Below are 13,833 nucleotides of genomic sequence, written 5' to 3' on the forward strand. Positions count from 1 at the left end.
TCATTGAGGATCTTGACTGGCCGCTCCTTCGCTGGTCAAAGAGTTATCGGCGATCCGCTCATGGTGTCTGATCACTTCAGCGATGATGAAGGTGAGGAGCTTCTCGGCGAAGGCCGGGTCCAGTTCTGACCTCGCGCTCTTCCGCAACGCCCCAGCTAGGCGGCATCGCCCTCGAACGGCGAGCCCTCCCCGACGTCCTGGGAGTACCTCCGGAGTTCATTGCGGATGTCGTCCGCCTACCTCTAGTCGTCCCCTAAAAATCCCCTAAGGGATCACTGGATTGCTGCAGCTCAGGGCAGCCAAGAAGAGACAGGCGGCCCCCCACACTCCTGCCGGCCAGGCGTGAGGGGCCGCCCCAAGTGCCGAGCCATCACCGAGGGGGGGCTAATCCGTAGGTGACGGCCCGACACGCTCGTGGGGTTCGACCTGTCTCCTTGCCGGATGGATGCAGGTCGATGCCTTGATTCACTCGATCGAGCGAACGGGCGTTCGAATCTTGCACACTACAGCCACCCCTGCGGCGTTCTCCATAGCGCGCAGAGCTGAGAGCTGCAGCGACGCACCTCGGGTGGCGCGTTTCAAGATCGAATATTGCCCGGTAAACCGGGCTGACTTATGATCATCTTCGGCAGAGCGTTTGTCACGTGCCCCGCCTGCCCGATGACGACTCCTGGCTGCTCCGTGAGCGCCGCGCCATCGGCGACCGCATCCGCATCAGGCGCCTTCACGAGAACATGACCCAGGAGACCGTGTTCCTCGCAGCCGGCCTGTCGCGCTCCGCCTATCAGGACATCGAGGCAGGCAAGACCGACGCGCGCATCGGCTCCCTGCATCGGATCGCCTGGGTCCTCGGCGTGCACGTGACGGACCTCCTCCGCTGAAGTTGAATCTTTGTCAAGAGAAGACCATGACGCGAGACCGGAAACAAGCTTGTTGGGTGCATTTATCTGACCAATATTGGTCCACACCACCGATGTCCGTAACCGGTTGCGTATGCCCTGGCCAGGACTTTTCGGGACTGGTATCGGTTAACTGTCGCTTACTCGGCGTTTGACCGACCGTTCAGTACCGGCCATCACGCGCCGCGGGCGATGGACCGTAAGGCCCGCGCGGCGATCCCCTGCCACAGCTCGTACAGTCGGGCCCCGTCGGGGCAGGCCTGGTCGATGTCCTTGCATGGCTTGCAGCTTCGGCAGTGCTGCACGTAGACGTTCCACGCGGCCGTCGGCGGCGACAGCTTCCCCCGGCCAGCCGACGCCTGTCGGCTTCCCGTGGGGGGTTCGGGGTCTCTACGCTCGTCCACGTCGACGCTCCGCTTGCCGGTTGGTTCCCCGGCCGTGCATGGCGGGGCTGTTTCAGCAGCTTAGACATAGCATGCTATGGCGTGCCACGTATGCGACCGCTCGCGTGGCATGGGATGGCGTGTCACGTTGACCGTGTGATCGAATTCGAGGCGGATGTGCCCAGGTGGAAGCAGGTAGCCGAGGTGATCCGTGGACGGATCGCGGACGGCACCTATGCGCCCCGCACTCGTGTCCCCTCGGTCGTTCAGCTCGCCACCGAGTTCGGGATCGCGCAGGCGACCGCACAGAAGGTTCACCGCGGCCTCCGCGACGAGGGCCTCATCTACACGGAGCCGGGCCTCGGATCGTTCGTCTCCAGCCGGCCTCCTGCCGAGGGCTGACCGCTGTCACACCCGGCGGCTACGCTTTGATCTATGTCCTCCCCTCCCCCGCTCCCGGGTTCCGCGCGGCCTGCCGACGTGGTGAATGAGGAGATCCGCGCCCTGATCACGCGGGCTGGCGGCTGGCTGTACGGGGAGACGCGGCAGCGGTACGAGGTACTGCGCGACGAGTGGACGGTCGCGACGGCCGCTGAACGCGGGGACATCGTCGAAGCGGCATAGAGTGCATGGCGAAGCCCCGGCCACTAGACCTGGCCGGGGCTTCGCTGTGTCCTGCGTCAGGCGTCAGGGATGTCGGCGGCGGTCACGGTCTCGAAGTGCCACCATCGGCCGTCTTCCCACTTCATGACTTGGGCGGTGTCGGCGCCGGAGCGGAGTCCGGTCCGGACGTGCGCGAACGCCTTGGCCTCGCTGGTGTGGCCGATCTCGGCGAGCTGGGCGCCGCCTTGGGAGAGGATCACTCGCCAGGGCTCTCGGGGCTTTGCGGTCATCGGTGCCTCACTTTTCGTGGATCTTGCGGGCGTGGTTACGGATGCTGAGGGGTGCTCCTGCGTACTCGCAGTTCGGGCAGATTTCCCAGCCGCCTTCGTCGACGGCGGCGTCGAGGACGGACTTGTCGGGGCCGAAGCCGTGGTGGCTGAGGAGGCGGGCTACGGAGCTGTCGTAGCGGGCGGCGAGGAGGGCGGCTTCGGCGACCTTGTCGTGGCCTCGGCAGAAGAAGGCGCCGAGGCTGGTGGTGCCGCCGCAGCCGCACCAGCAGGTGCCGGTGGGGAGTAGGCGGGGTGTCTCGTTGGTCATGAAATCAAGATAGCCAATCTAGATTGGCTATCAAGATGGACTAGGAAAGATACGCACCCCGATGGACCGTGCGCCGGGACGGGCATGTCGCCCCGGCGGCGTGATCAGACGTCGAGGATGATCCCGAGCCCCATCAGCCGGCCGGCCATAGTCGACCTGGTGAGGTCGAAGCGTGGGGCGAGTAGGTCGACGAGCTGAGCGGCAGTCCGGAAGTCTGCCTCGACGGCCGCGCTCCGGACCGCCGTCTCGGGGGCGAGGAGTTCCAGGGCGAACCGGTTGGCCTCGGTCTCCTCGCGGTCCGTTGGCAGGCTGGCCAGGTTGCCCAGAGCGTGGCGTTCGACGGTGTCGAGGATCAGGTCACGCCGCCGGTGAAGTTGCAGATGCCCGACGAGGTGGGCGAGGGCGAACCGCTGCCGGGTCGGGTCCAGGTCCGCGTTGATGCCGATGACGGTTTGATCGTCGCGGCGCACCAGCATCCCGGACAGTTCGACGGGGGCCGGCTGGCGGACGACGGTGGCACCGAGCCGTTCCGCGACAGCCTCCGGGTCTACTGGAAGCCCGCTGGCGGGGCTCTCCTGAACAAGCTGTCGTGCCGCTGCCTCACCTCGCGCCATACCGTCCCCTTCGCCGCAGCGGCGTGAAGAGGCCCCGTCCGCGAGGGACGGGGCCGTCTGCGCGGAGTCTGCGACCCGTTGCCTCGCAGCACTGGCGGCGCGCACCGCCTTCGGTCGTCCCCGTCGCCGGCGACTTCCTACACGGGCCCGGTGAGACCTTGCCCCGCGCCCGGGGTCCGGCGTTCGCGTCATGCCGTGGCTACGAGGGTAGCTGGTATCGCCTCCCGCAGGACATGCATCGCGGCTTGCCGTGGTAGCCGGTGACGGTGCCGCCGTTCGTCATGCAGACGGCGCCGTTGGGTGCCGTGTTGTCGCCGTCGAGGAGGAACCAGGCCTCCCCGCATCCGCAGACTGCTCCGTCGTAGGCGGGCTGGGCAGCCTCGGACCTACGCTCATCAAGGTTGATGGTCATGGATCAAGGCTCGGCTACCGGGAGTGCCGCTTCAAAGGGGAACCGGTGAGCAACCTATGATCCCGGGGTGGCTATCGAACTCCCCCCGGACCTGATTGCGCTGGAACGTTCCGCCTGGACGGAGATTCAGGCTGGTGCGCTGACCGTGGACACGGCGCGGGCCGTGCACGAGGGGATCGCCGCGTTCGCTGCCGAGGCGGGGCACGCTCGGTACGCCGTCGAGATGGGGCTCAAGCAGACCGTGCGGCATCCGGAGCCCGAGGCGGCCTGACCTACTCCGCCGCCTTGAGCGCCCGCTCGATGACCTCGTCGAATGAGCTACCCGCGATTCCGAGGCGCCCCAGGATCAGAGGCTCGCGTACCTGCTCCTCGGCGGCAGTCAGCCGGTCGTCGCGGCGCATCGCGCGCCACGTCCGGAAACCGAGCTCGTACTCCTGTGCCGACGAGTACGCGTGCCGGTGCGGCGCCTCGACACGCTCCCCCAACTCGCCAGCGGTGTACGGACGTCCCGAGTCGGTGTGTTCTTGGTCGTAGCCCCAGCGCACCGAGCAGCCGGGACCGTGCTTGCGGCAGTTCACGGCGCCTCGCAGCGGTGGATACGGGTAGCGACAGGCCCCTGCCAGCTGTGAACCTCGACGGTGTCGCCGCGGCAGTCCTTCGTCAGGCAGATGGTGCGGCCGGGCCGGATCGGGCGCTCGGGCGACTCGTCGGCTAGGCCGAGTTCGCGCTCCAGGCGGGCGATGCGCGCGTAGTCCGGGCGGGCCGCGGCTGAGGCCGGGCGCCGCCAACTGTGGCGGGCGAGAGACTCCCAGATCATGTATGGCCATCGACAGAACAGTGGGGCGTTCGGCTGCTCCCCCACCAGCGCGAAAACGGCGGCAGCCGCACAGCAGAAGATCCAGACGTTGACTGGGATCTCAGGCATCGACGCGCCCTCCAAAGTCGTCCGCCCCGCCCGGTCTCTCAGCGGGCGGGGCGGCACCGAGTAGCTGCCCAATAGCTCTGCATACTGGACAGTTGACCGCCAGTTTACGGGCCGCCACCGACAACTCGGCGGTCAGCGCGTCGAGATGCGGTACTCGTCGACCGGCGGGTGCTGCTCGTCCGGGTCGATGACGTCGGGGATCTGGTCGACCCACCACGGCATGTCAGTGCGCGCTTCGATCCACGTCCGCTGCCGCCCGGCCAGCTCGTGCGCGTAGCCGTTCATCAGCGTCCGCGCCTCGTCCTCGCTCACACCAGCCGCGAGCAGGCGAAGCCAGAGAGCCATCGACGGAGACTTCGGATCCAGACTCATGCGGCCAGGATGGCAGAGCGGTCAGTCCTCGTCGGGCCACCTGTGGATAACCGTCCCGGTCGCGGTGTCGGTGAGGGTGATGACGGCGCCCTCGACACCCCAGTCCCGCACCCACACGGGGATCTGCTTCCTCGCCGCGGTCTCGGTTGCCCACCAGCCGCGCATCGTGCGACGCCCGCCCATCGTCAAGGTCAGGCGGTAGCGGCCCTCGTCATCCATGCTGCTCATCCTCGAGCAGGACGTGGAGCGGGACGCGCGCCTCGAGCGCCGCGTCGCGAAGAACGGCGAGTACTTCCTCGAGCGGCGCTGGCGGCCCTGCCGGTTTCGGTGTCGTCGCCACCATGCAGGCGATGCACCGGTCCACCCAGAAGCGGCCCCGGCCGGGAACGTCGGCTACGCCGGCGACAGCCGCGGCGCGCCCGCAGCGGAGGCAGGCGCGTCCCTCGGCGAGGCGTCGCTTGCCGCTCGAGCGGAACGGGGCATCGGCGGGCGCCAGCTCGAGGTCGTCAACTGTGACGCCGAAGAGAGGCAGCAGGTCAGGGCTGTGCATGCTGTCCTCCCGTTGCTCGAGCCCGATGTGACGGTCGCAGCGTACAGCCCTACTATCGAACATGTGAACGACCCTGTCTTGTCCAGACTCGAGCAGCTCCGGTTCCTCGAGCGCGTCCAGCTCGCCGACCTCGAGCGCACCCAGCGCTGGATCGCAGCCGAAGAACAGCGGCAGCTCGAGCGGCGACGAGGCGAGCAGGCACGGCCGCCCGCCCCGGACTGGCTCCTCGAGCAAGGACTCAATGGCGGCCGACCCGTGTACGTCCATCGCGGCGACTGTCACATGGCGGGCAAGCGGCGGAGCGGCATCACCGAGGACCAGGCGCGCCAGGCCCTGCGGGAGCAGGTGGCCGCCTGCGCTCACTGCCGACCGGACACCGATCTCGGCCTGCTGGAGTAGCCGACGGGCAGATACTCGAGGGCGGCGGCAGGCTGATCGCATGGACTTCCCCGTCGATGTCGCTCTCGCCGAGGCGGTGCCGCGCCTGCCCACGGGGGACGGCTGGTGGTACGAGGTGAAGTTCGACGGGCACAGAGCCGTGATCTGGCGGGAGGCAGAGACGGTCCGAGCACAGGCCCGGTCCGGGCGGGACGTGACCCGGGCGTGGATGGATCTCGCGGTCGCCGCACTCCACACTCTCCGGCCGGGCACAGTCCTCGACGGGGAGGCGGTCATCTACAAGGGCGGTCGCGTCGACTTCAGCGCCGCGCAGTCCCGGGCCGCCTCATCCCCGTCGCGCGCCCGGCAGCTGGCCGCAGAGTGGCCGGCCACCTTCGCCGCGTGGGACATCCTCCGCCACCCCGACCACGGCGACGTCCGAGGCCGCCCGTACACGGAGCGCCGCGGCCTCCTCCTCGACCTCCTCGAAGACGTTCCGCCACCCATCCAGGTCGTGCCCGCCACCGACGATCCGACGGTGGCGCAGGCCTGGTACGAGACGCTCCACGACGTCGGCATCGAGGGAATCGTCGCGAAGCGGGCCGGCAGCCCGTATCGGGCCGGGCGGATCTGGCAGAAGATCAGGCATGCCGACACCGTCGACGCGCGGGTCATCGGTCATACCGGGCCCGCCGCACGGCCGCGCGCCCTCGTCGTCGAACTCCCCGACACACGGCACCGGCTGTCGCAGGCACTCACCGCGCCGCTCGCCGCAGCCGTCGCCGCACACATCGCCACATCCGGGCCCGGCCGGCGGAACCGCACCCGGGACCTCGGCAGCTACACCACCGTCGCGCCCGGGCTCACCGTCGAAGTGCTGGCCGGCACCACGCGGCACGGGGTCGTCACGGTGACGCGAGTCCGGTGAGCCACTGCGTGGCGCTAGGCTGAAATAACGATGCCCCGCCTGCTTGCTTCAGGCGGGGCATCGTTTAGTCGTGAGGGCCGGTCAGGCGTCGCGGAGGTCGTTGTTGCGGTACGGCCCGTCGGCTGCCATCGACGCGACCTCGTAAGCACGTCGGGCTTCCGCGGCTCCGAGGGCAAGCTGTTCCGCGATGGCGTGGGCGTCACCAGCGGCCTTTTCCAGGCGGAGCGCCGCGGCATAGAGGGCGTTGATCAGGTCGGGCGCGGAGTCCGGGGTGGCCATCGGTTCAGTCCCGGCCTACGACGATCACCGGCTGGCGCTTGGGGTAGGTGACCTTTTCTCCACTGGAGTAGGTGACGATGACCATTTGCGCCTGGTCCTCGACCCTGTCAACGAGGTACGGCAGTGGGTCATCCTCGCGGATAACTCGGTCGTTGCGGGTGAGGCTGTCTGCGGTGGCGATGCTGGTCATTTCCGTCTCCCCTGCTTGCCATTCGTTTCTGTTCAACAAGAATGACGGGCGCAGCGCTCCTTGTCAACTCGTCACGCCAGATGGATGCTAGATTCTGTTAAACACAAACCGAGGGGGGAATGATGGGACGACCCGCCACCGGGCAGACCAAGGTCATGGGCTTCCGGCCACCCAAGCCGCTACGCGACGAGTTCGAGCAGTTGGCCGCAGCCGAGGAGCGCACACCGTCCGACGCCCTCATCGAAGCCATGCACGACTGGGTAAAGAAGAAGCGACGCGAACGAGAGACGCCCGGTAAGGCTGAGGCGTAGAGCGACTGTCAGACCCGGCGGCGATACTCACCCCATGGCGATCACGATGAAGAACTACGGCCTCACCTGGACCGAGCCTGACGGTACGAAGCAGGCGTCCGGCGTCAGCTACGACAAGGCCAGCGCCGAGGACCGGAAGAAGCGGCTCATTGCGGCGAAGTGCACCGACGTCGAGATCGTCGAGGTGAAGCCCGGGGAACGGCTCCAGCCCGCAAGCTGACAGCCGCATGGCCTCCCGTGGGGAGCCGGGAGGAGCGGCGGGCCCCGCACACGGCAACGCAGCGGGGCCCGAACGACATCCCGCCCGGGGGTGGATCGAGAAGCCGCACCACCACCATGCACCCGAACCAGCCACCGCGATAGATCACGGCCGGAAACAGGTACACATCGAACCTGCGATCAGTGATCCTTCGCCATGACTCGGACGAGATCGGTCAGCGCCCGTCGCTGGCCATCCGGCAGCAGGGCCATCATGCTCAGCAAGTCCGCGGCCTCACCGGTGACATTCCACGGCAGGTGCAGGTCAAAGAACTGTGCAGCGGCAGCCTCCCGAAGAGAGGCCACGTCTACGCGCAGGCCAACCGCCATCCCAGCCAGCGTTGCCGCGCTCGGTGCGACGACGACCTCTCCCGTCTCCAGGCGATGCAGCCAGGCCGACGACACCGACGCTCCCGCTTCGGTGCAGGCCGCGGCGAGCGAGTGGTACGAAAGCTTCAACTCGCGACGTCGCGCCTTCACCAGTTCCCGCAGCTCGTCCGCCATGGCCCTCTCCCTCAAAAGACAGACCCGCCTCGGCAGGGGCGCGAGGCAGGTCCGCAGCAGTCTGGCACGAGGGGCTGACAGGCGGGACGGCCTTCGCCTACCGTGATCAGGCGGCCACCGTGTTCGCAACCCCCCTTCGGGGCGGGGTCCTTCGGGACGCTCGGTGGCCGCACCTGACCTTGGAGGGGACGTGAGCGACACCACGTGGGGCCTCAGCGACACCGCCTGGGGCTGAGCCAGACAGCACAACGCCCCCGCAGCCGGCATGGCTGCGGGGGCGTTCGCGCGTTCAGAGCCCGATGTCTTCCGATGCCTTGGCTAGCGGGTTCCAGTAGCGCGCCTGAACCGTGAGGATCGCCGCAGGTGGCCGCTCCCGATATCTCCGGTACGGCCCGGCGTCCCGGAACGCTTCGGCGGTGTTGCACCTCTGACATAGCAGCCCGCGAACGAGCCCGGTCGCATGGTCGTGGTCCGTGACGAGGGTGGTTGTTGCGGAGCAAATCGCGCACCTGCTGGCCTGCCACTCTTCGATCACGGCGAGCCCGTGAACGTCCGGATCGGAGTCTCGGAGCGCGACCTCGTTCGGTAGGTCCCAGCTCCAGCATGCAGGCGCCATTCCCTCAATCCTCCGACGCACCTCTTGCTCCGCAGCTTCAGCGGCTGCCACCTCGCGGTCATATTCGGCGCGCTCCTCCGAAGTGAGGTGGCGCAGGCAGGAGCGAGGCCGCCCCTCACGCTTCGGTAGGCGCCAATACGCGAGTGGACTCTGCTGGCAGGCGGTTCCCCGCTTGGTGAGCCGGCCGCAGGGCGGTGGCGACGAGTAGGCAACCGTGTCCACGTCGAACGGGAACTTGTAGGTCACGGTCCCTCCTTGGATGCTGGGCGAAAGCGATCGGCGATCCCCCCGAAGAGGGCTTCGGCTGCGTCGACGTGAGCGGCGTTTCGTTGGCCCTTGTTGCGGCGCTTCCAGTAGCCGACGGTGGTGGCGGGGTTGTCGTGGTCGGCAAACGCCTGGACTTCGGCGAGGTCGACGTGATCGTCGAGCATGTGCGTGATCCGGCTGGCGCGTAGCACGTGCGGGGTGAGCTTCCGGCAGGACTTGCACTTGGTAAAGCTGTGCTTCTCCGGCCCGTCGACCTGCGCGCAGGTGAGGACGCGGGCCTTTCGGCCAAGGCGGGTGAGGAGCCGGGCGATGTCGTGTCGGTCGAGGCGCTGGCCGGCGGAGTCGAGGAGCAGCGCCTTCTCTGTGCGTCCTGCGGTGTGCGCATCGAGGAGTTCGGCGACGGTGACGGGGAGCGGCAGGATCCGCTCCTTGTGTTCCTTACGGGTGACGTCGAGGTACGAGCGTCGTCCTCGTTCGATCCGGTCGGTGACGTCGGCGGCGCACATCTCGGAGACGCGTCCGGCGAGGGTATAGAGGAGCAGGACGATGAGCGCGTCGAACTCGTTCTCCGCTGCCCGAACTACCGCTTGGACCTCGCCGACCTCAAGGACGGGCGTACTGCGGGAGGTGTTGCCCTTGTCGACCTTGGGCCGGTCGTCTTGGGTGACGGGGTTCCTGGGGAGGTCGATCTTCTCGGCGGCGTAGGTGTGCAGCGAGGAAAGCGCGTTGAGGTAGCGGCTGATCGTGGTCGGCGGAGTGCCACGGCCTTCCATCCGTAGTCGCCAGGCGCGGATGTGGTCGGCGGTGAAGCAGCCGAGGGCGAACCGTTCGTGGCCGAGCTCTTGGGCGTACCCGCCCCAGACGCGGCGGATGTCGTCGACGTAGTTGCGTTTGGTCTGGAGGCTGCCGCGGCGGGTGGAGGATAGCCAGTCCATGACCATGACGAAGGTGTCGGGGGTGACGGCTTCGGCGAGGAGTTCGGCGCGGGGCCGGTAGATGCGCTTCTGCCCTTGGCGGCCGACTTGGACCATGCCGAGGTCGTCGACGAGCTTGCGGCGGACTTCCTCGAACAGGTCTGAGCCGGGCAGCGCGATCGAGCGCTCGGTGCACTGTGTGGCGAGCTGGTCGGTCACGTCACTGTCCCGTAGAGACGTGGATGGACTCGCCCGGCCGGTTGGCGGTGATCGGGAAGTCGTAGGCGCCGAGGATGGTGACGAGGGCTCCGTGCATTGCCCGCTGCGCTGCCGTGTAGCGCGCTCGCACCTCCTTGCCGCCTTCATCTTCGAAAGCGATGGCGAGTCGGTCGTGGACCTCCCAGCGGACCAGGATGCAGCCGAGAGTCATGTCGGCGGTGACTGCCGCGCCTCCCGGGTCGTTTCCGTCGGCGCTCGGATCGGCGTCCATGTTCAGGAGGTTGATCCCGGCGTCGACAAGGGCGGCCCGCACGGCGTCTTCCAGGTCGATCAGAGCAGGCGTGCACTGAGGCTGAGTCATAGTCAAATGCTAGCGCATAAGGGAACGTTATGCGCTAGGCTGCCGTCTCGACTAAGGGGGATGAATGAGGATTGATCAAGCGATCGACGAAGTGCTGGACGCGATCGGCGACGACCCGGAGTATGCCGAAGCCCGCCGCGAGCTGGACGCGGCATCCGACGCGCTACGCACCGGCACCACAGCCGAGGCGCACTCCCACCTCGTCACCGCGAATCGCCTCCTGGCTGAGGCTTGCCCAATTTAATGCCGCACAGACGGATCGCCCCCGCCCGCCTGCCGAAGCAGGGGGCGGGGGCGTTCGTCACCCACTCTCGGGCGGGTAGTCGGGTTCGAGGAACGGGCTGATCGACGGTGCCGGCGTCGGCTGCTCGTCGAGGCGGCCCATCTCTTCGAGGGTGTCCGCGTCCGCCGCGGCATCGTCGCGGCGGGGCCGCATCGGGATCGGCTCAGGCTGGGGCATTCGCACTCCAGTTCTTACACGTCGATGGAGTCGAGGTAGGGCCGGGCCCGTTCCGGGATCGGCCGCGGCAGCGGCGGTTCGAGCCCCGACTTGCGGATGTAGGACACGAGTCTGCGCCGGTCCACGACCAGCCAGGAAATCGCGGCACCCTGCCCGGTGATCTGCTCCTGCTTCACGACAGAGTCCGATTCGAGTTCACTGATCCGGCTCCCCTGGCGGCCGATCTCCTTCTCCATACGGTCGGTGACCGCGGTGAAGTCATCCCGCTTCTCCTGCCGCTTCGTCCGACGTGCGGACCGCGCGGAGACGACGCCGCCAGCTGCCGCGACCACCGCCATCCCCGCCTGAACCCAGGTGTCTACGCCCATTACTCGACTCGCACTCTCTTCACGCGGGGCGGCTCGCGCCATCCCGCTACAACCAGCACGGGAACGGCGATCGCAGTCCACACCGAGGCGGCGACCCAGCCTCTGGGGAAGTCGCCCTGCAGCCATGCGGTCAGATAGGACAGCATCCACGGCAGCACGATCAGCGGCAGCACCAGGAAGCCGACCCAGTCGGCGCCCTGGGGAAGCCAGGCCGAGATGACGCCGGCGAGTCCTGCCGCAATCCACAGCCAGCCCCACACGTGCAGCGACATGATCTGCGTGGCGAGGGTCAGGCCGCGTTGGTCGGGCTGCGGGGAGACGAGTTGCGCGTACCCGTACAGCGTCCACACGGTTCCGTAGGGCAGCAAGAAAGCCCCTCGACGGCCAAGCACCTTGCTCAGCCGTCGGGCGGCACGACGGTGCATCTACACCACCGTCGGGCTGGTGCCGACCGAGGCGGGTGCCGCCGGGCTGGACGGGGAGACCTGAGCTCGGGTCAGGAGGGTGAGCGTTGCCAGGACGACCGTGTTGATCGCGCCGACCGTCGACTGCGACACGTCGTAGCCGAGGGTTCCGACCAGGACAGCGCCCGCGGCGACGATCGCTGTGAAGGCCTGCGGGGCGATCGGGCGGGTCATGGCCGCGGCGATACCGCCGAGGATCGCGGAGACGGCCGCGACGATGGCGCCAGCGGTCTCGGCGGACAGGCTGGTGACGCCGAGGCTGACGATCAGGCCGAGCACGGCAGACAGCGTGTTCAGAACCACGACCGGTTCCTTGCCGAAGATTCTCACGTTCAGGACTCCTGTCCGGTGACGGCGACGTCGACCTTGATGACGGCGTCGGCGATGGCCTTGTCCACCGCGGCCACCACGGCCGCCGTGTCGACGTTCTTGCCGAGCTGGCCAGCGATCGCGGTGATCGCGGCGGACTGTGCGGCGAGCGTCTTGTTCGCGTTGTCGAGGCGCTTGAGGATCTCGGTGACCGAACTCGACAGCGTCCAGGTCGGGTTGGTCTTCGGTGCGCCCGGGACGACGATGACGCCGTCGTAGGTGAGGACGGCTTTCGCGACCTCGGCGGCAGTGGGCATGTCGTCCTCCTGGGCGGGGGTGGTGCCGCCGCTGACGGCGGCGAGGATGGCGGCCATCGGGAACTGGCCCGGGTCGCCGTGGTCGTTTTCGGGGACGTGCTGGTGGCCGCAGTGGCCGGTGAAGGCTGTCCACTTCGAGGGGGACATGCGGACGCCGTTGTCGCCGTAGCTGCCCGGGTACGCCTTGAACGTGACCGTGGAGGTGAGCGGCACGCCGTGCTGATCGTGGGCCCACTTCGCGAACGCGGCGAGGTCTCGGATCGCCCAGTCGGGCAGCTCGGGCGTGTACAGGTGGGCGTAGCCGGCCTTCGTCCACTTGGCGTGGGTGGCCGGGTCGCAGGTGCCGACGATCTCGATCTGGCAGACGTTGAGGGTGTTCGTCTCGACGCCGCCCGCCTTGTTGACGAGGGCGCGGGCGGACACGTCGAAGTCGAAGTGCTGGTACCAGACGAGGCGCTTGGCGGCGAAGTCCGGCTTCGCGGTGAGGTTCGGCGCCTCCGCTCCCCCGCTGTACGAGGGGAGAGACGTTCCTTCGGTGGTGTGCCAGACGATCACGTTCGACTCCATGACGGAGCCCGGGTACTTCGTCCCGTACCAGTAGGCAGTCGATGCGCCGGGGTAGCGCTGCGGGCCTGTCCTGGCCATGAGGCCCCCAATCAGGGCATAGAAAAAGCCCCAGTTCAGGGGCGCGGGCGTGGTGCTGTGGGGGGTTAGAGGGAGACGGTGACGCCGTTGAAGCCGATCCACGGCGGTTTCACGTCCGTGCCGATGCCGAAAATCACGAGGTAGCCGTCGGTCTGCACGTCGAGCTTGAGGGTGATGCGCTCGCTGCTGATGTCCGAGCAGGGCACGACGACGGTGCGGAGGGTGGTCGGCCGGACTGACGTCGGCAGGGCGGAGGCGTTCACGGCGTAGCTGGACGGCGGGGACGCCGGATACGAGGTCCGGTTCACCGCGCCGCGGAGCTGCAGGGAGTCCTCGCCGGAGACGTTCAGCCGGCGGTACTGCAGGTTGCCGTTGCTGTTGCCGTTCTGCGTGAAGCCGGAGGCCAGGCTGATCGTCGTCCACGACGAGGTACCGACAGACATGGCCACCCACGCGGTGCCGTCGTACACGTCGAGGCGTCCCACATCGGTCAGCCACGTCATCATGCCGGGGACCGGAGCCGAGGACCCGACGAGAGTGGCGCCCCGTGCGGACGCCGACGCGAACGTCATCCTCAACCGAGGCAACACCCCCGCGGCGAACAGAGCGATGGCGTCAGGGATCGACGGGGCGTCCGTCATCGACCAGAGGCCGATGCCCTGCCCGTAGCCGTCCGTGGTGGACATGCGG

At 68.0% G+C, this 13,833-nt stretch carries 30 protein-coding genes and 1 pseudogene; 9 read left to right on the forward strand and 22 right to left on the reverse strand.

The window, feature by feature from the left end:
* Positions 1-147 (reverse strand): annotated as a pseudogene (locus B0675_RS42395) (chorismate mutase); the annotation flags it as partial.
* Between the two features lie 497 nt (positions 148-644).
* Here B0675_RS42395 and B0675_RS40940 point away from each other — a divergent pair.
* On the forward strand, positions 645-881 hold the full coding sequence (locus B0675_RS40940; protein ID WP_241540086.1) for a helix-turn-helix transcriptional regulator: 237 nt from the start codon (positions 645-647) through the stop codon (positions 879-881).
* A 194-nt stretch (positions 882-1,075) separates the two neighbouring features.
* On the opposite strand, the gene B0675_RS41185 is transcribed toward B0675_RS40940, so the two are convergent.
* A complete protein-coding gene (locus B0675_RS41185; RefSeq protein WP_143661138.1) occupies positions 1,076-1,303 on the reverse strand; it encodes a hypothetical protein in 228 nt (75 codons plus the stop codon).
* 135 nt (positions 1,304-1,438) lie between these two features.
* Between B0675_RS41185 and B0675_RS39655 the strand changes: the two genes are divergently transcribed.
* A complete protein-coding gene (locus tag B0675_RS39655) occupies positions 1,439-1,684 on the forward strand; it encodes a GntR family transcriptional regulator (protein ID WP_241540087.1) in 246 nt (81 codons plus the stop codon).
* A 33-nt stretch (positions 1,685-1,717) separates the two neighbouring features.
* On the forward strand, positions 1,718-1,906 hold the full coding sequence (locus tag B0675_RS39660) for a hypothetical protein (protein ID WP_081223865.1): 189 nt from the start codon (positions 1,718-1,720) through the stop codon (positions 1,904-1,906).
* Positions 1,907-1,962: 56 nt separating this feature from the next.
* Here B0675_RS39660 and B0675_RS39665 read toward each other — a convergent pair whose 3' ends face one another.
* From B0675_RS39665 to B0675_RS41190, 4 genes are all read right to left on the reverse strand, one after another.
* Entirely contained in the window at positions 1,963-2,175 is a 213-nt protein-coding gene (locus B0675_RS39665) for a hypothetical protein (protein ID WP_143661139.1), read from the reverse strand.
* A 7-nt stretch (positions 2,176-2,182) separates the two neighbouring features.
* Entirely contained in the window at positions 2,183-2,482 is a 300-nt protein-coding gene (locus B0675_RS39670) for a hypothetical protein (RefSeq protein WP_179165506.1), read from the reverse strand.
* 104 nt (positions 2,483-2,586) lie between these two features.
* Entirely contained in the window at positions 2,587-3,096 is a 510-nt protein-coding gene (locus tag B0675_RS39675) for an ImmA/IrrE family metallo-endopeptidase (RefSeq protein WP_179165507.1), read from the reverse strand.
* A 199-nt stretch (positions 3,097-3,295) separates the two neighbouring features.
* Positions 3,296-3,508 carry a hypothetical protein gene (locus tag B0675_RS41190; protein ID WP_143661140.1) on the reverse strand — a complete coding sequence of 71 codons (213 nt, stop codon included), beginning with the start codon at positions 3,506-3,508 and terminating at the stop codon, positions 3,296-3,298.
* 67 nt (positions 3,509-3,575) lie between these two features.
* On the opposite strand from B0675_RS41190, the gene B0675_RS39680 reads away from it, so the two are divergent.
* Positions 3,576-3,779 carry a hypothetical protein gene (locus B0675_RS39680; protein ID WP_081223868.1) on the forward strand — a complete coding sequence of 68 codons (204 nt, stop codon included), beginning with the start codon at positions 3,576-3,578 and terminating at the stop codon, positions 3,777-3,779.
* Between the two features lies 1 nt (position 3,780).
* Here the strand turns inward: B0675_RS39680 and B0675_RS39685 are convergent, their stop codons facing one another.
* The 4 genes from B0675_RS39685 to B0675_RS39700 all read right to left on the reverse strand — a co-directional run bounded on the left by B0675_RS39685 (position 3,781) and on the right by B0675_RS39700 (position 5,024).
* Positions 3,781-4,086 (reverse strand): hypothetical protein, encoded by a 306-nt coding sequence (locus B0675_RS39685; RefSeq protein WP_081223869.1) that lies wholly within the window; start codon positions 4,084-4,086, stop codon positions 3,781-3,783.
* Positions 4,083-4,325, reverse strand: coding sequence for a hypothetical protein (locus B0675_RS39690; RefSeq protein WP_143661141.1), 243 nt, complete (start codon positions 4,323-4,325; stop codon positions 4,083-4,085). Before B0675_RS39690 ends, B0675_RS39685 begins: the two co-directional genes overlap by 4 nt.
* 240 nt (positions 4,326-4,565) lie before the next feature.
* A complete protein-coding gene (locus tag B0675_RS39695) occupies positions 4,566-4,805 on the reverse strand; it encodes a hypothetical protein (RefSeq protein ID WP_143661142.1) in 240 nt (79 codons plus the stop codon).
* Between the two features lie 21 nt (positions 4,806-4,826).
* On the reverse strand, positions 4,827-5,024 hold the full coding sequence (locus B0675_RS39700) for a hypothetical protein (protein ID WP_081223872.1): 198 nt from the start codon (positions 5,022-5,024) through the stop codon (positions 4,827-4,829).
* On the opposite strand from B0675_RS39700, the gene B0675_RS42655 reads away from it, so the two are divergent.
* Complete coding sequence (locus B0675_RS42655) at positions 5,023-5,754, forward strand: DUF6233 domain-containing protein (RefSeq protein ID WP_347110922.1); 732 nt, start codon at positions 5,023-5,025, stop codon at positions 5,752-5,754. The genes B0675_RS39700 and B0675_RS42655 overlap by 2 nt on opposite strands.
* 40 nt (positions 5,755-5,794) lie before the next feature.
* Positions 5,795-6,661, forward strand: a complete 867-nt coding sequence (locus B0675_RS39710; RefSeq protein ID WP_081223873.1) for a DNA ligase — start codon at positions 5,795-5,797, stop codon at positions 6,659-6,661.
* A gap of 81 nt (positions 6,662-6,742) precedes the next feature.
* On the opposite strand, the gene B0675_RS39715 is transcribed toward B0675_RS39710, so the two are convergent.
* Together B0675_RS39715 and B0675_RS39720 are read right to left on the reverse strand one after the other, a co-directional pair.
* On the reverse strand, positions 6,743-6,940 hold the full coding sequence (locus tag B0675_RS39715; RefSeq protein ID WP_081224686.1) for a hypothetical protein: 198 nt from the start codon (positions 6,938-6,940) through the stop codon (positions 6,743-6,745).
* Positions 6,941-6,944: 4 nt separating this feature from the next.
* The gene (locus tag B0675_RS39720; protein WP_081224687.1) at positions 6,945-7,130 is read right to left on the reverse strand and encodes a hypothetical protein; all 186 of its coding nucleotides are present in this window, start codon (positions 7,128-7,130) and stop codon (positions 6,945-6,947) included.
* A gap of 122 nt (positions 7,131-7,252) precedes the next feature.
* On the opposite strand from B0675_RS39720, the gene B0675_RS39725 reads away from it, so the two are divergent.
* Both B0675_RS39725 and B0675_RS39730 read left to right on the forward strand, forming a co-directional pair.
* A complete protein-coding gene (locus B0675_RS39725; RefSeq protein ID WP_081224801.1) occupies positions 7,253-7,441 on the forward strand; it encodes a hypothetical protein in 189 nt (62 codons plus the stop codon).
* Between the two features lie 34 nt (positions 7,442-7,475).
* On the forward strand, positions 7,476-7,661 hold the full coding sequence (locus B0675_RS39730) for a hypothetical protein (protein WP_081224688.1): 186 nt from the start codon (positions 7,476-7,478) through the stop codon (positions 7,659-7,661).
* A gap of 179 nt (positions 7,662-7,840) precedes the next feature.
* Here the strand turns inward: B0675_RS39730 and B0675_RS41690 are convergent, their stop codons facing one another.
* The 4 genes from B0675_RS41690 to B0675_RS41695 form a co-directional block, all read right to left on the reverse strand.
* Positions 7,841-8,203: a helix-turn-helix transcriptional regulator gene (locus tag B0675_RS41690; RefSeq protein WP_081224689.1), complete on the reverse strand. Its 363-nt coding sequence runs from the start codon at positions 8,201-8,203 to the stop codon at positions 7,841-7,843.
* Between the two features lie 289 nt (positions 8,204-8,492).
* Positions 8,493-9,065: an endonuclease domain-containing protein gene (locus tag B0675_RS42400; RefSeq protein ID WP_241540208.1), complete on the reverse strand. Its 573-nt coding sequence runs from the start codon at positions 9,063-9,065 to the stop codon at positions 8,493-8,495.
* A complete protein-coding gene (locus B0675_RS39745) occupies positions 9,062-10,219 on the reverse strand; it encodes a tyrosine-type recombinase/integrase (protein WP_179165576.1) in 1,158 nt (385 codons plus the stop codon). The genes B0675_RS42400 and B0675_RS39745 overlap by 4 nt, the downstream gene beginning before the upstream one ends.
* 1 nt (position 10,220) lies before the next feature.
* Positions 10,221-10,580, reverse strand: a complete 360-nt coding sequence (locus B0675_RS41695) for a hypothetical protein (RefSeq protein WP_179165577.1) — start codon at positions 10,578-10,580, stop codon at positions 10,221-10,223.
* A 64-nt stretch (positions 10,581-10,644) separates the two neighbouring features.
* Between B0675_RS41695 and B0675_RS39750 the strand changes: the two genes are divergently transcribed.
* Positions 10,645-10,824 carry a hypothetical protein gene (locus B0675_RS39750; RefSeq protein ID WP_081224691.1) on the forward strand — a complete coding sequence of 60 codons (180 nt, stop codon included), beginning with the start codon at positions 10,645-10,647 and terminating at the stop codon, positions 10,822-10,824.
* A gap of 57 nt (positions 10,825-10,881) precedes the next feature.
* On the opposite strand, the gene B0675_RS41700 is transcribed toward B0675_RS39750, so the two are convergent.
* From B0675_RS41700 to B0675_RS39775, 6 genes are all read right to left on the reverse strand, one after another.
* The gene (locus B0675_RS41700; protein WP_179165578.1) at positions 10,882-11,040 is read right to left on the reverse strand and encodes a hypothetical protein; all 159 of its coding nucleotides are present in this window, start codon (positions 11,038-11,040) and stop codon (positions 10,882-10,884) included.
* A 14-nt stretch (positions 11,041-11,054) separates the two neighbouring features.
* Complete coding sequence (locus B0675_RS39755; protein WP_143661177.1) at positions 11,055-11,372, reverse strand: hypothetical protein; 318 nt, start codon at positions 11,370-11,372, stop codon at positions 11,055-11,057.
* 35 nt (positions 11,373-11,407) lie between these two features.
* Complete coding sequence (locus B0675_RS39760) at positions 11,408-11,776, reverse strand: hypothetical protein (RefSeq protein ID WP_081224693.1); 369 nt, start codon at positions 11,774-11,776, stop codon at positions 11,408-11,410.
* 57 nt (positions 11,777-11,833) lie between these two features.
* A complete protein-coding gene (locus B0675_RS39765; RefSeq protein WP_241540209.1) occupies positions 11,834-12,175 on the reverse strand; it encodes a hypothetical protein in 342 nt (113 codons plus the stop codon).
* A gap of 29 nt (positions 12,176-12,204) precedes the next feature.
* Entirely contained in the window at positions 12,205-13,143 is a 939-nt protein-coding gene (locus B0675_RS39770; protein ID WP_179165579.1) for a hypothetical protein, read from the reverse strand.
* A 65-nt stretch (positions 13,144-13,208) separates the two neighbouring features.
* Positions 13,209-13,829 carry a hypothetical protein gene (locus tag B0675_RS39775; RefSeq protein WP_081224695.1) on the reverse strand — a complete coding sequence of 207 codons (621 nt, stop codon included), beginning with the start codon at positions 13,827-13,829 and terminating at the stop codon, positions 13,209-13,211.
* Between the last annotated feature and the right edge of the window lie 4 nt (positions 13,830-13,833).

Source organism: Streptomyces sp. M41(2017), from assembly GCF_002078175.1.
In the GTDB taxonomy this organism is placed as follows: domain Bacteria; phylum Actinomycetota; class Actinomycetes; order Streptomycetales; family Streptomycetaceae; genus Streptomyces.

Bases quoted from the DNA above. Each gene is read 5' to 3' on its own strand.
- B0675_RS39660 (WP_081223865.1), top strand. From the start codon at position 1,718: ATGTCCTCCCCTCCCCCGCTCCCGGGTTCCGCGCGGCCTGCCGACGTG.
- B0675_RS39665 (WP_143661139.1), bottom strand. From the start codon at position 2,175: ATGACCGCAAAGCCCCGAGAGCCCTGGCGAGTGATCCTCTCCCAAGGC.
- B0675_RS39670 (WP_179165506.1), bottom strand. From the start codon at position 2,482: ATGACCAACGAGACACCCCGCCTACTCCCCACCGGCACCTGCTGGTGC.
- B0675_RS39675 (WP_179165507.1), bottom strand. From the start codon at position 3,096: ATGGCGCGAGGTGAGGCAGCGGCACGACAGCTTGTTCAGGAGAGCCCC.
- B0675_RS41190 (WP_143661140.1), bottom strand. From the start codon at position 3,508: ATGACCATCAACCTTGATGAGCGTAGGTCCGAGGCTGCCCAGCCCGCC.
- B0675_RS39690 (WP_143661141.1), bottom strand. From the start codon at position 4,325: ATGATCTGGGAGTCTCTCGCCCGCCACAGTTGGCGGCGCCCGGCCTCA.
- B0675_RS39695 (WP_143661142.1), bottom strand. From the start codon at position 4,805: ATGAGTCTGGATCCGAAGTCTCCGTCGATGGCTCTCTGGCTTCGCCTG.
- B0675_RS42655 (WP_347110922.1), top strand. From the start codon at position 5,023: ATGCTGCTCATCCTCGAGCAGGACGTGGAGCGGGACGCGCGCCTCGAG.
- B0675_RS39700 (WP_081223872.1), bottom strand. From the start codon at position 5,024: ATGGATGACGAGGGCCGCTACCGCCTGACCTTGACGATGGGCGGGCGT.
- B0675_RS39710 (WP_081223873.1), top strand. From the start codon at position 5,795: ATGGACTTCCCCGTCGATGTCGCTCTCGCCGAGGCGGTGCCGCGCCTG.
- B0675_RS39715 (WP_081224686.1), bottom strand. From the start codon at position 6,940: ATGGCCACCCCGGACTCCGCGCCCGACCTGATCAACGCCCTCTATGCC.
- B0675_RS39720 (WP_081224687.1), bottom strand. From the start codon at position 7,130: ATGACCAGCATCGCCACCGCAGACAGCCTCACCCGCAACGACCGAGTT.
- B0675_RS39725 (WP_081224801.1), top strand. From the start codon at position 7,253: ATGGGACGACCCGCCACCGGGCAGACCAAGGTCATGGGCTTCCGGCCA.
- B0675_RS39730 (WP_081224688.1), top strand. From the start codon at position 7,476: ATGGCGATCACGATGAAGAACTACGGCCTCACCTGGACCGAGCCTGAC.
- B0675_RS41690 (WP_081224689.1), bottom strand. From the start codon at position 8,203: ATGGCGGACGAGCTGCGGGAACTGGTGAAGGCGCGACGTCGCGAGTTG.
- B0675_RS41695 (WP_179165577.1), bottom strand. From the start codon at position 10,580: ATGACTCAGCCTCAGTGCACGCCTGCTCTGATCGACCTGGAAGACGCC.
- B0675_RS39750 (WP_081224691.1), top strand. From the start codon at position 10,645: ATGAGGATTGATCAAGCGATCGACGAAGTGCTGGACGCGATCGGCGAC.
- B0675_RS41700 (WP_179165578.1), bottom strand. From the start codon at position 11,040: ATGCCCCAGCCTGAGCCGATCCCGATGCGGCCCCGCCGCGACGATGCC.
- B0675_RS39770 (WP_179165579.1), bottom strand. From the start codon at position 13,143: ATGGCCAGGACAGGCCCGCAGCGCTACCCCGGCGCATCGACTGCCTAC.
- B0675_RS39775 (WP_081224695.1), bottom strand. From the start codon at position 13,829: ATGTCCACCACGGACGGCTACGGGCAGGGCATCGGCCTCTGGTCGATG.